The following is a 14,981-nucleotide window of genomic DNA, read 5'->3' on the forward strand; positions in this document are numbered from 1 at the left end:
TTTTTCACAAAAAGGGTAAAAGAAAGTAGAGAAATTTATAATCCAAAATAATTCATTTTTCTTTACATTTGTAAACACTAAGACCAACTCATTGGTGGTGGTGTAAAAAATATGATAAGTTATTTGGTTGTTGGTGTCGCTTCGTTAAAATGCCAACAACGGCATTAAATATACCTAAATTTACGAAAAAAAATAAAAATATAACTCATTCTTTAGAGTGAGAAAAACTAGCAAAATAATAAAAGCAATGAAACTAAATATAAAAAATCTAGGCGCACTCAAAGAAGCAGAAATAGACCTTAGCAAAGACCTAATTTTACTGTGTGGACATAATAATACTGGGAAAACTTATGTGGCTTATGCGATTTATTATGCTTTGGATAAAAACATAGCACCTTTATTTCATCTTGATAATAATAAATTAATATTTGTTTCAACTACAAATTCAAAAGGTAAAGCTATTGCTGTAGATTTTCCTGCCCTAAATGATACAGATAAAATAGTTAAAACACTACAAACAAGAAACGAAATAAGAGTAAATTTAGAGGATTTATACGAAGAAATTATTCCCGTATTACTTCCTATTTATGAAAAAAATTATTTAGAAGTTCAGAGACATCTTTTTTCATTTAGTGAATTTATGCATAATAGAGGTTTTGAAAATACAATCCTATATCCTCAATATTCAAAGGAGGAAATAAAGCAAAGGTTACATAGTAAAGAAATAGATAAAAATAAATCTTGGTTATATGGTTTTAGATCTGAAAAAAATGCTGATGAATATGAAGCTAATCTAAGTTACTTTAGGACAGAAGACAACGAGAAATTTTCAATAAGAGGACATATATTTGATATGGTATTTTCGAAAAATTTAAAAATTTCAAATGATACTTATATATTTACATCTGAACGTTCTGCAATAAATAATTTTAGCCAAGACTTATCTTTGAAAGGTTTTGAAGATATAGAAGGAATTAGTGCTTCTAGCCAGTTATTATCTAAAAAAGATAAAATAGAAAGCAGAAAACATTCATATCCTATAATAGATAGCATAAAGATAGCAGAAAATCAAAAGCATTTTTCTCAATTTACTAGTGAATTTGAATTTCTAGCTATTGAGTTAGAACAAAATATTTTAGAAGGAAAAATAAGTGTAGGACAATACGGAGGACTGCAATATCAACCTCAAAATACATCTAAAAATATAGTCTTAGAAATTGCACAAGCATCTTCTTTGGTTCAATCACTTTCTCCAATAGTATTTTATTTACGTCATTTAGCTGAAAAAAATGATTGTATTATTATTGATGAACCAGAACTAAATCTACACCCAGATAATCAAATTTTGGTAGCTCGTTTTTTGGCTCGTCTTGTCAATGAAGGTTTTAAAGTGGTGGCCAGTACGCATAGTGATTATGTCATTAGAGAATTGAGTAATTTATTGATGCTTTCTAATTCTTTTGGAGAAAAAGAAGAATTAATGAAAACATATAGATATAATGAAAACGAACTTTTAAAAAACGAACAAGTAGGAGTTTATTATTTTGAGAAAGGAAAAAATACAGCCGTTTCTGTTCCACTTTTAAAACGTGGAATTGAAATAGATTCGATTAATGAAGTCATAACAGACCTTAATGAACGTTCGGATAATATTTATTATACTTTTTTGGAATCTGATGAAAATAAGGCAGCCGAAAAAGAAGAAGAAAATCTAAAAAACAACTCTAAAATCTAGCTAATGGAAGATATAAAAAAGGCTCTTCAAGCTCTGATTTGTGAGGAAGTTTGTATTGACTTTAATAATGAGAAAAAATCAATCAAAATTGAAGAAGAACAAAATACAGATTCAAAACAACTTCGTGCGGTTACTATAAAAGGAATTGATGAATGTTTTTTGGCTTTCAAGTTAGACCATCCAACTAATAAATTTTTAGGAAGATTATTTAATGAGGTAACAGATTTGAATAAGGCTTGTGATGCTATTATTTTTTGTAGAATAAGAGATAAAAATTATATTTTTTCAATAGAATTAAAGTCAAATGAAACTTCTGATATATCTAAAAAATTCAAAAATAGTCAAATTTTTATTAGTCTAATAAATGGGATTTTAAAGATTCATTTTGATGTTCAAGAGGAATTTGAAGCTATAAATATTCTTTTTGATAGAAAAATAACAAACAGAGCAATCACAAAGAGAAAACCTAAAGATGTAGAATATTATCATCAAGGTTTTAGTAGGCAAGATAATTTTATTCAAATACACCCTTTCATTTCTCAACAAAATAAGTAAAAAAGCTCTCAAATCAAGAAAATGAAAAATGCGTTTCCTCTTTTTCCTATCATTTTTTTTCCTGTTTATTTCCACAAAAATCGTTTTTGCACAAACTCAAAAAAACGATGCTAAAACTGATTCTCTAAATTCATTTTCTCAAAAAACAAAGTGGGTTGCCGTAAATAAAAACTCTGCCGTTGTTGGTGTCTCCACCAACGACAAAATTTATTACACCACATTTTGGCTCAAAGAAATTGATTCTCTTCCTCCTATTTCTATTCAAGTTTTAGAAACAAAACCAAAATTAGCCGTTGCCCCTGTGTCCACCAACGAGATAAATAAAATAAAAGCAACTTATGACTTTGAAAAACAGATTATTTTGTTTTATTTAAATTCAAGTCTAAAAGATATTCAATTAGATTCTATCCAAATATCGTATCAAACTATTCCTTTCAAGATAAAAAACTGGACTTTTAAGCGTTCACAGGAAGAATACGAACAAGCTGCTATGCAAAACTTCATCGATACAGTAGATAGAAAAGCAGAAAAAAATACTGTTATTACAGAAGAAAGACAAGAACTTTTTAGCTCAAACCTTCAAAAAGCAGGAAGTATTACTCGTGGTGTTTCGGTGGGAAATAGACAAGACGTTTTTGTAAATTCGAATCTAAATCTGCAATTAGAAGGAAAACTAACCGATGAAATAGAATTGACAGCCATTATTTCCGACCAAAATGTTCCTTTTCAGCCCGAAGGAAATACACAACAAATTCAGCAATTTGACAGGATTCAGATACAACTTCGTCATAAAAATGCTTCGCTTACAGCAGGCGATGTAGTGTTACAGCAAGGAATTGGCAAAAATACGCCTCATTTTATGCGATTTTATAAAAATGTTTTGGGTGGAGTTTTACAAACCAATTTTCAAAGAGATTCTACTTTTTCTACGCAGCAAAAAATCGGTTTAGCTGCTGCAAAAGGACAATTTCAAAGTTATCAATTACCTGTTCAAGAAGGCGTACAAGGTGCGTACAGACTTGTAGGTGCAAATAATGAACGTTTTATTATCATTCAAGCAGGTTCGGAAAAAATATTTTTAGATGGACAGCTTTTGCAGCGTGGTTTTAATTATGATTACATTATCGACTACAATACTGCCGAAATTACCTTTAATCCTCACGTTGTGATTACGCAATTTTCTAGGGTTCGTGTAGAATTTGAATATACAAATCAGTTTTATAATCGAATGATTTCAAATTTGGGTGCAAGTGTGAACTTTACAAGTAAGAATAAAAGTAGCAATTCGAAAAAACTAAAAAAATCATCTTGGAACGTTTTTATAGAAAATTATTCTGAAAGCGATAATGAAAAACAACCCATTAATTTTGATATTTCAGAAGAAAGACAAACACTTTTAGAAAATATTGGCGATAGTTTGAATTTGGCGATTGTAGAAAGTGCGGAAGAAGTAGAAAATTTTTCTGTCAATCAAATTCTATATATCAAAAAAGATACATTGATAAATAATTTCTTTTATCAAATTTTTGAGAGAGCCACACAAGACAACGAAAATCAAACTTTTTATACCGTTTCTTTTACCGAAGTAGGACAGAATAAAGGCGATTATATTTTAGGAGAAGCCGTTGCAAATGGAAAAGAATATGTTTTTGTAGGAATTAATCAAGGAAACTTTGCGCCAATTAGACAACTTCCTGCTCCAAACTCAAAGCAATTAACAAATACTGGTGTTCGTTTTTCTCCAAATAGCAATACAAGTATTTTTGCAGAAGCAGCTTTTTCGAAACGAGATAAAAATATTTTTTCAGAAATTGATAGCCAAGACGACAAAGGAAATGCTTTTTTTGTGGGAATTCATACGAAAGAAAAGAAATTTCAAAATTCTATTTTCAAGAATAATTATAAGTTGAGTTACGGAATAGATTATGAATTAGATAATAAAAACTTTGAACCGATAGACCGTTTTAGAAATATAGAATTTGATAGAGATTGGACGCTGCCCACTTTTTTTGGTGCATTGCCAAAAGGTCAAGACCAGATTTTACAGGCTTTTGCGATTATTGAACAAAATGTAAGCAACAAATTTGAGTATAATTTTACGTACAGAAACCGAGAAAATGCCATTACAGGACAGCAACACAAAATTATTTTCAATAAAAAAGTAGGTAAATTTCAACTTTCTACCAATGGTTTTTATTTGAATGGAGAAAATCAATTACAGTTTCAGAATAATAATGCCAGTTCTTTTTCAGATTTGAATACAAATTCTAGTTCTCAAAATTCTATTATTTCATCGATTCCAAATAGTCAAGTTGCTATATTATCAACCCCTCAAAATGTTTCTTGGTTGCGTTATGATGCTGATTTGCAATATCAAAATAATTACATTATTCCTGCTTATACGTATTCGGTTGATAAACAGACTTTTAGAACACAAGATTCGGTTACTTCGTCGTTGATGAATTATGAGCAACACAAATTTTATCTTTTTCAAGGTGACAGTAGCAAAAAAGCAAATTATAGAGTTGAATATGCTTTGAGAGAAGATTTTTTGCCAAAAAATGGAGTTATTCAATCTTATACCAATTCGCAAACGGCACGAGCAGAAATGTCTTTGGATTTTGAGAGAGAAAAATCAAATCAAAAACTGACTTTTAATTCTACATATAGAAAATTAGAATACAATCAACAATTTTTGGATACGCTACAACTAGACGACACCGAAACGCTAATGGGAAGAATCGATTGGCGAAGTGATTTTTTTGAGCGTGCTATCCGTCAAGAACTCACTTATTCGACGGTAACGGGGCGAGAACCAGCACGAGAGTTTACTTTTATTGGTGTCGACGGAACGCAAGGAACGCATACGTGGCGAGATGATAACGATGATGGTGTGCAGCAATTGGGAGAATTTTATGAAGCCATCAATCCAGATGAACGAAATTATATCAAAGTTTTTACACCTACAAGTACGTATTTAACAGCTTTTTCTACTGATTTTATTTATAAAATCACACTTACTCCTTCTAATAAATGGAAAAAAGCAAAATTTATAAAGAAATCCTTACAACTATTTTCGATGGTTTTTTCGGTTCAAAATTCCGTCAAAACTACAGAAAGTGATTTTGAAAAACGTTTTCTTCCTTTTGTGCAGCACAATCAAGAAAACGTTTTGAGTGAGCAAAGTTCGCTTCGAAATGTCTTATTTTTAAATAGAACAAATCCAAAATGGGGAGGAGAATTTCGCTATACACTAACGAATCAAAAAAACCTTTTAGCAGGTGGATTTGAAAGTAAAAATGTAGAAGAATATGAAACTATTTTTAGATTAAGTCTTTCAAAAACGGTTGCTTCAAAATCTAGTTTTTTGATAGGAGCACGAAGTAATGCCTCTGATTTTTTGGAAAACAGAACCTATAATTTAGAGCTTTTACGTCCACAACTAGAACTCGCTTGGCAACCCACAACAGCATTCAGACTAACAACAGCCTACCGTTTTGAGCAAAAACAAAATACTTTAGGCATAGAAAAAGCGACAATTAATGAATTTAGAACCGAACTTAGATATTCAAAAGTAGGCGATAGAGTTTTTAATGTCCGACTCCGAACGCTCAATATTGATTATAATGGAGAAAATAACACGCCTGTCAGTTACGAACTTTTGGAAGCCTTACGAGCAGGTCAAAACCTAACTTGGGATTTGAATCTACAACAAAAACTTTTCAATGGTTTGCAGCTAAGTGTCGTTTATGAAGGTAGAAAATCAGAAGATAATGCTGCCATTCATATTGGTAGAATACAGGTTACTGCGCTTTTTTAGTAGTTTGTTTTTCTCAAAACTCAATCGATTTTGCTATTTTTTTGCGTATAAAAATTATAGGTCAATCCCAAACTTAAAATCAATGAGGTTTGTCTTTCATTACCATATTTAATATTATTACTACACAAAAACTGAAATACAAATTTAAACTTTTCAAGTCCTATTCTTGCTGTCATGGCTGGTTCTATTATAAAATTATGTTTGCGATTTGATAAATATTCCACTTCCTCTTTACCTCCAAAAAGCAAATCTCCTTCTACTTTAGTGTATCTCAAATAAAATGTTTTGAAAGACATAGAGGCAGAAATATACTTCATTGATTTACTAAAAGTAGGATTTATACCCACTAAAAACATATTAGCATTTAGTTTTCCTTGATTTTGAATATAGGTTTCTATATTTCCTATTGCTGCTATTCCCCAAATTCCTATATGTCTAGTCCTTTTAATATTTTTTTTTAGAAAACGATTTTTTATAGAATCTGAAAACAAATAGCCAAAACCTAGTTCGTGCATTTGTCCTTTTGTTCCTATTTTATTAGTATTATTCGAATTAATTATATTAGTTGAACCCGTTATAAGATTATGAAATGCGTTATTTGTTTGAGCAGCAAAATGATTAGTGATTAGATAAGAAGTCTGAACACTTATTTGACTTGTAGAGTCAAAAGTAGGATTACTTGATGCTACTGACAAAAACCCTTCTCCTTTTTGAGTAAGTAAAGGAACAGTATGCATGTTGGGAACATAATAATTAGGTTGGCATGAACTAAAAATAACAACCATAAAAAGCAAATAAAGTAAGGTAGATTTCATAATTAATTCAATATCGTTTTATGACTTTTAAATTTATTTCCTTTACGTTATTTTATAACTCAATGCTGCATTCTGAAATAATTATCTATAATTAAAAAAATAATTTCTATTTATTACTAGCAAACCTTACCTTTGTATTTTATTTTATTCACTTATTTACGATTTTATATGAAACAGATTTTTACGGTTTTTTTGGTATTTCTTTTTTCTTCCTTACTATCGTCAAAAATATTGGCACAACAAATTGAAGACATATCTATTTGGGCACCATCTAGTATCAGGGCTATCAAAATTGATAAACAGGGAAATAAAATAGTTGCAGGTTATACTTCTGGTTCTACGTTTTTCATTGGTGACTCTATAGAAATAGATATGAAAATTACAAACTATTCAGGTTTGAAGTTTTTTGTAGCAAAAATGGATAAATATGACCAACTGATTTGGTTTAGACACGGAGTTTGGTTTTCAGACAAAAGCTCCTATGAGGGTGATCAAGTCAGTGTTGAAATTGATAACTTTAATAATATATCAATTTTATATAGCGTTGGAGGGGTTCCTGTAGTGTCTTCTCAAAATGAGCATCGCCTAATTAGAGAATTAAAGTGGAAAGGTAATACATATGATGATATTGACAATTTTTTGCTTAAACTAGATCCACAAGGTAATGAAGTTTGGCACAGAGCTCTTTACCTCAATAAACCTTCAAGGGAAACTGCTAAGATAGTAGTAGATAGTCAAGGTAATACATTTTTGTGTGAGACAATAATGGGAAGAAAACCTAGTGTTACTAGTGGGGAGTTTTGGGTTACAATAGATGATAAAGATTTTACCATACAAGAATGGCAATTATCAAACACTAATACAGGTGTTGTTACGGTTAAGTTTGATTTAAATGGGAAATATGTATGGAGCAGAGGAATAGTAGATGTAGCCCATGGAACAATATTAGAAGATATAGTAATTAGTGCTGACGATGATATCTCGCTATATACTAGTTCTTATGGTGGTAGTGGTACAATTTCCTTTAAAAACTTTGATACATTCGATGACTTCAATAACCCCAATTCTGCTGGTAGCTGTCTAGTTACTTATAATCCTAATGGAGAAGTATTAGATTATGGGGTAATTGAAGGTGCTAATGGAGGTTTCGGACAATTAAAATTATTTTACTTGAAAAATAAGCTATTTGCTGCGGGAAGAAGCTTTCCTTTCCTTTCAGTCTTAGAACTAGAAAACTATCGTAACGTGGTTCATCAAGATGATTATGTGCGAAATGGAAGTGGTGTAGATCAATATTTCGAGGTAAAGGATTTTGTTGTAGATAGAGCTGAAAATAAATATATCATAGCTCGTTTTTTGCCCTATTCGGAAAATGTGAAATTTGGAAATACGGTATACCCACTTGAAACAAAATCTGGGCTACCTATGGGACAAATATTTCTATTAAAACATACTAAATCTGAGGGGCTAAACTGGGGCATTAATTTAGGATTACGTGAAAATTATTCAAATGTTATGTCACATTCAAAAAGACCAGGCTTAACAGTAGATGACACAGGGTATATATATGTGAGTGGTCTATATATAAAAAACAAAGAATTAGCAGGACAGCTTCCATTTGTACCTTGCTATAATTGTGGGCTTAATTATGTAATGAAGATACGTGATACAGATTTTGTAGATTCCCCACATTGGTTTGAAGGAAAAACATTTAGCGATAGAAATTTTGACTGTGAGCCAAATAGCAGTGATATGAGCCTACCTCATACATTGATTTTAAAAAATGGTCAATATTATACTATTTCAGATAAAAAAGGAAGCTATTTTATACCAAACGAAAATGACTCAGTTGTTCTAGAAAGTAAAATACTAAACAGTGATTTCTACAAGTATATTCCTAGCCAAAATAACTGTGATACTATCAAACAAGTCGTAATAAAGGATTTACAACTTCAAGATTCAAACTCTATTAACTTCGGCTACAAAGTAAAACCTTGTTCTTATCTTACTATTGATTTAATAAATGAACGTCGCAGAAGATGTTTTATGAGTAGCACAACAGTAGAGTACCAAAATCAAGGCTTTGCAACAGCTCAAAATGTAGAAGTAAAAGTAGAATACCCTGATTATATATTCCCTGTTTCTAGTTCGCCTGCTTGGACTAGGAAAGAAGGAAATAGCTATTTCTTTAATGTTGGTAGTTTAGCTGCTGGAAATGCTGAAAAAATCATTTTTCAAGATTCAGTTATTTGTGGAATTGAAGCAATACGTGGACTTACGCAATGCGTAAAAGCTACCATTTCTCCTGCCAATATGTGTGAAGATTGGACAGATAACGAAAATAAATACGAAATTTCTGGACGTTGTGTAGGTGGTGGAGTCGCTCGCTATACCATCAAAAACCTAACAAATACAGCTACTGATTCTATTCCGTATCGTTTGTATGCTAATTCACAAGTTTTCAAAGAAGCAAATACATTACTTCCTGCTAATGGAGAAGTAGAAATTGAAGTATTTACCAATGGAATGACAATGAGAATGGAATTATTTCCACAAAATCACGACCCTATTTCTGCTTTTGTAGAAGGCTGTCAAGTTGCTATTCCTTACAAGACAAAAGCTGAAAACCCTAACCCTACTGTAAGTGTTGCTCCTGTTCAAGAATCTGGAGTTGCACTTCCTCAAAATGATGGTGGAGAGCGTTCAGAAACTTCTTGTTCAGAAATTTTGGATAGCTATGATCCTAATGATAAGCAAGTTGTGCCTTTTGGCTTGACAAATCAAAACTTAATTGAAGCATCAACAGAATTAGATTATACCATTCGTTTTCAAAATACAGGAACTATCGAAGCTGTAAATATCGTAGTTTTGGATACGCTTTCAGAGTTTTTAGATATAGAAACAATCCGCTTAGGAATGGTTTCGCACGATTATAAATTATTGATTGATGGCGATGCTGATACTCGTGTTTTACGATTTGAGTTTGATAACATTAATCTTCCAGATAGTAATTCAAACGAACCTGCTTCTCACGGATTTATCAAATTCAAAATCAAACAAAAAGCGAATAACTCTATCGGAACGGTCATAAAAAACCGTGCAGCTATTTATTTTGATTTCAATTCGCCAATTATTACAAATACAATTTCTAATAAAGTTGCTATTTTACCACTCAGAAATGATAATTTGAATTTACCTGTTTTCAATTGTTCAGATGCTAATTTTGAGCTTATCGCCAATGCAGGAACAGATATAGAAACTTCAAATTCTACAGCCACTTTAGCAGCACAAGCAACACAAGTATTTGGAAGTTGGTCTTTACTTTCAGGTTTTGGAGAGTTAGAAGATGCTTCTAAAAACAATAGCAAAGTTAATGGAGTTTTACCTTTTCCTACAAAACTAGTTTGGAGAGTTGCCGTTTGTGGAGAAGCAAAACAAGATACAGTTATTGTACAGTCTACAAATACAGATTATAAATTTACTATTGATTTTAATCAAACAGAATCTAAATTATCCGTTCCAACTGGAAAAGTTACTTATCAATGGTACAGAGATGGCGTTTTGATAACTGGACAAACAGACCCAACACTCAATTTAGAAGCATTAGAAAATAGAATTGGAGTTTATACAGTCGTTATTTCTAGTGGAGATACATCTATTACTTCTGAGCCATTTACAATAGATAGGATTCTATCTAATGATGATTTTATCAAGGCTAATTACATCAAAATATATCCAAATCCGACTACTTCTTTATTAAATGTAGAATTGAATACGGTTTTGAATGCTAGTGAAGTAATTTTAGTAAACGCTTTGGGAATGGAACTACAAAAAACTCTCATTACAAATTCTAATAAAATTACTCTTGATTTAGAAAACCTAAGTAATGGAATTTACTTTGTAAAAATTGTTTCGTCAAAAGGAATATTCTATAAAAAAGTAGTCTTGAAAAAGTAACTTTTAGCGTTTAGTTAGGCACAAAAAAGTCATCAGCAAATCTGTTTTGTTGATGACTTTTTTAGTTATAAGAATTTTCTTTTATCAATAGCAAACCTTACCTTTGTATTTTATTTTAAAAAGCTATTTTCACTTAAAATTAAATTGATAATGAAACGGATTTTTACCTGTTTTTTAGTGCTTTTATTTAGTTGCACTCTTTTGAGTAATGCAGCCTCTGCACAGGTTTGGACAGATATTTTAGAATTGCATTATTGTGATATAACAAGTATCAAAATAGATGCAGATAATAATAAAATTATCTCTGGTTTTGGAATTGGAAATGCTTTAAGTGTAGAAGGAAATAATGTTCCGTTTACGCAAAGTCAAAATAACAAGTTTTTTGTAGCCAAAATATCTCCTACTGATGAAGTAATTTGGATAAAAAATGGTGAATGGTTTACAGATTTTGCTACTAATCCAACAGCTAATTCATACAATGATTTAGATTTTTCAAATATAGAAATTGACAATTCTGGAAATATTCATGTAGTTTTTAGTTCAGGCTACAACAGAACTTTAGATAGAGTTACATGGTCAAACAATCAATACAATCAAATCGATAATTTTATATTGAAACTATCTCCTACTGGAGATGAAATTTGGCATAAAGCATTATTGCTGCATAGTGAAAGCTTGAATTTTGTTAGACAAGGAACAAAAATCTCTGTTGATGACCAAAATAACGTATTCTTAGCTCTTACTGTTTTAGCACAAGATAAAGACGGAACGCCTTATCAGTTTAATATAGATGGAACTACATTTACTATTCCTAAAAACACTTATCCCCCTGCTAATGACCCTATATATGGTGGAGGACAAGGCTCAGAAGTTTTAACTTTAAAATTTAGTAGTAATGGACAATATATTTGGAACAGACAAATAGTATCAGAATTAGGCTACGTGAATTTTGACGACTTAATAATAGATTCTAATGGAAATCCTATTATATCAATACACGCTACTGGAGAAACTTTAGTATTCAATGGAAGCTCAGAAACCAATAATTTGAGAAATAAAATTTTTCCTGCTTTTTTGATAAAGTATGATACAAATGGAAATTTGTTATACCATAATAATGTACAAACTGAAATTGGAGAGCTTTATTTGCGTTTGTTACTTGATAGAGTAGGAGAGCATATTTTTATTTTTGGAGTATCAAGCAATGAGATGCAAACAAGTGAAAGAACTTGTTATGTAGTAAAAACAGATAATAACCAAAATATAATTTGGCAACAAGATTTTCCAACAAACAATGGAGTAGCAACATACCTTTCAAATTATCAAGGAATGGTAGTTGATAATTCTGAAAATATATATGTTGCTTTTACAATAAAGGGAGTTGATGGAAGAGGAACAAATGTAACGTTTGGTAATACCTCTCATATTTTGACTGACGAAAGTGAAAGCCATTTTTTAGTAAAAATCAATCAATCTGTAGGTGTAGACTGGGGAGTAAACTTAGGTGTTCCCAAACTAAATGGCGATGTTTATAATGACAATAAAAGAGGTTTAGCTGTAGACAATAGAGGAAATATTTATGTAAGTGGCGTTTATGTTCCTAATAGCACTATCGGAACGACTACCTTGCCTAATGTACCCTTTATTCAAAACACAGAAGGTTTATTACAATATATCGGTAAAATAAAAGACGATAGTTTTGTTTTTCCTACTTTTAGGGGAGAAGGCAAAGTGTTTGCAGATTTAAATACAAATTGTCAATTAAATCCAACTGATCAAGCCATTTCAAGTATTTTGATAAAACGAAATGATGGTTATTATGCAATGTCTAATCTTAATGGAGATTTTTTAATGCCATTTTCAGAAGGAAATTATACACTAAGAAGTTCTCTTGCTAATAATTATTTAGCTCAATATATTATTCCAAATTGTGATACAGTAAAGCAAGTAGTTATTAATGGAGGACAAATTCAAGACCCTACTTCACTTCATTTTGGTTATCAGACTCTTCCTTGTTCCTACCTTTCTATTAACATCATAAACGAACCTCGTCGTAGATGTTTTATGAGCAGTACGACAGTAGAATATCAAAACAAAGGTTTTGTTACTGCTCAAAATGTAGAGGTAAAAGTAGAATATCCTGATTATATCTTCCCTGTTTCTAGCTCACCTTCTTGGAGTAGAAAAGAAGGAAATAGCTATTTCTTCGATATTGGTAGTTTGGCTGCTGGAAATGCTGAAAAAATCGTTTTTCAAGATTCTGTCATTTGTGGAATTGAAGAAATACGTGGACTTACTCAATGCGTAAAAGCTACTATTTCTCCTGCTAACTCTTGTGAAGATTGGACGGATAATGAAAATAAATATGAGATTACTGGACGTTGTGTCGGTGGTGGAATTGCTCGTTACACAATCAAAAACTTAACAAATACAGCTACTGATTCTATTCCGTATCGTTTGTATGCCAACTCACAAGTTTTCAGAGAAGCAAATACATTACTTTCTGCTAATGGAGAAGTGGAAATTGAAGTATTTACCAATGGAATGACAATGAGAATGGAATTATTTCCACAAAATCACGACCCTATTTCTGCTTTTGTAGAAGGCTGTCAAGTTGCTATTCCTTACAAGACAAAAGCTGAAAACCCTAATCCTATTGTAAGTGTTGCTCCTGTTCAAGAATCTGGAGTTGCACTTCCTCAAAATGATGGTGGAGAGCGTTCGGAAACTTCGTGTTCTGAAATTTTGGATAGTTATGACCCTAATGACAAACAAGTTGTGCCTTTTGGCTTGACAAATGAAAATCTAATAGAAAAAAATACAGAATTAGATTACACTATTCGCTTTCAAAATACAGGTACCATTGAAGCTGTAAATATCGTAGTTTTAGATACGCTTTCAGAGTTTTTAGATATAGAAACAATTCGTTTGGGAATGGTTTCTCATGATTATAAATTATTGATTGATGGCGATGCTGATATTCGTGTCTTGCGTTTTGAGTTTGATAACATTAATCTTCCAGATAGTAATTCAAACGAACCTGCTTCTCACGGATTTATCAAATTCAAAATCAAACAAAAAGCGAATAACTCTATCGGAACGGTCATAAAAAACCGTGCAGCTATTTATTTTGATTTCAATTCGCCAATTATTACAAATACAATTTCTAATAAAGTTGCTATTTTACCACTCAGAAATGATAATTTGAATTTACCTGTTTTCAATTGTTCAGATGCTAATTTTGAGCTTATCGCCAATGCAGGAACAGATATAGAAACTTCAAATTCTACAGCCACTTTAGCAGCAAAAGCGACACAAGTATTTGGAAATTGGTCTTTACTTTCAGGTTTTGGAGAGCTAGAAAATCCTTCTAAAAATAATAGTAAAGTTACTGGACTTTTACCTTTCCCTACAAAACTAGTTTGGAGAGTAGCTGTTTGTGGAGAAGCAAAACAAGATACAGTTATTGTACAATCTACAAACACAGACTACAAATTTACTATTGATTTTAATGAAACTGAAGCTACATTATCTGTTCCGACTGGAAAAGTTACTTATCAATGGTACAGAGATGGCGTTTTGATAACTGGACAAACAGGCGCAAAATTAGACTTATCAACATTAGAAAATAGAATTGGAGTTTATACTGTTGTGATTTCTAGTGGAGATACATCTATTACTTCTGAGCCATTTACAATAGATAAAATTCTATCTAATGATGATTTTATCAAGGCTAATTACATCAAAATATATCCAAATCCGACTACTTCTTTATTGAATGTAGAATTGAATACGGTTTTGAATGCTAGTGAAGTAATTTTAGTAAATGCCTTAGGAATGGAACTACAAACAACAAAAATCATCAATTCTGATAAAGTAACTCTTGAGTTGAATAACTTGAGTAATGGAATTTATTTTGTAAAAATTGTTTCTCAAAAAGGAATATTTTATAAAAAAGTAGTTTTGAAAAAATAAATTATAGCGTTTATTAGACACACAAAAGTCATCAGCAAATCTGTTTTGTTGATGACTTTTTTGTTTTGTAATAATTTTCTTTTATCAATAGCAAACCTTACCTTTGTATTTTATTTCATTCACT

The 14,981-nt window shown here is 31.2% G+C and carries 6 protein-coding genes; 5 read left to right on the top strand and 1 reads right to left on the bottom strand.

Going from position 1 to position 14,981, the window contains the following annotated elements; translation table 11 throughout:
* The first annotated feature begins 247 nt into the window (after window positions 1-247).
* Genes V9L05_RS01075 through V9L05_RS01085 form a run of 3 tightly spaced genes read left to right on the top strand, consistent with a single transcriptional unit; the run spans window position 248 to window position 6,110 of the window.
* Complete coding sequence (locus V9L05_RS01075; RefSeq protein ID WP_338814025.1) at window positions 248-1,735, top strand: AAA family ATPase; 1,488 nt, start codon at window positions 248-250, stop codon at window positions 1,733-1,735.
* 3 nt (window positions 1,736-1,738) lie between these two features.
* A complete protein-coding gene (locus V9L05_RS01080) occupies window positions 1,739-2,290 on the top strand; it encodes a hypothetical protein (protein WP_338814026.1) in 552 nt (183 codons plus the stop codon).
* Window positions 2,291-2,318: 28 nt separating this feature from the next.
* Window positions 2,319-6,110, top strand: a complete 3,792-nt coding sequence (locus tag V9L05_RS01085; RefSeq protein ID WP_338814027.1) for a hypothetical protein — start codon at window positions 2,319-2,321, stop codon at window positions 6,108-6,110.
* A gap of 20 nt (window positions 6,111-6,130) precedes the next feature.
* Here V9L05_RS01085 and V9L05_RS01090 read toward each other — a convergent pair whose 3' ends face one another.
* Complete coding sequence (locus tag V9L05_RS01090) at window positions 6,131-6,925, bottom strand: hypothetical protein (RefSeq protein WP_338791256.1); 795 nt, start codon at window positions 6,923-6,925, stop codon at window positions 6,131-6,133.
* A gap of 231 nt (window positions 6,926-7,156) precedes the next feature.
* On the opposite strand from V9L05_RS01090, the gene V9L05_RS01095 reads away from it, so the two are divergent.
* Both V9L05_RS01095 and V9L05_RS01100 read left to right on the top strand, forming a co-directional pair.
* Window positions 7,157-10,882 (top strand): T9SS type A sorting domain-containing protein, encoded by a 3,726-nt coding sequence (locus tag V9L05_RS01095; RefSeq protein ID WP_338814028.1) that lies wholly within the window; start codon window positions 7,157-7,159, stop codon window positions 10,880-10,882.
* Window positions 10,883-11,032: 150 nt separating this feature from the next.
* The gene (locus tag V9L05_RS01100; protein WP_338814029.1) at window positions 11,033-14,857 is read left to right on the top strand and encodes a T9SS type A sorting domain-containing protein; all 3,825 of its coding nucleotides are present in this window, start codon (window positions 11,033-11,035) and stop codon (window positions 14,855-14,857) included.
* The last annotated feature ends 124 nt before the right edge of the window (window positions 14,858-14,981 follow it).

The sequence above is a fragment of the Bernardetia sp. Wsw4-3y2 genome (genome assembly GCF_037126295.1).
In the GTDB taxonomy this organism is placed as follows: domain Bacteria; phylum Bacteroidota; class Bacteroidia; order Cytophagales; family Bernardetiaceae; genus Bernardetia.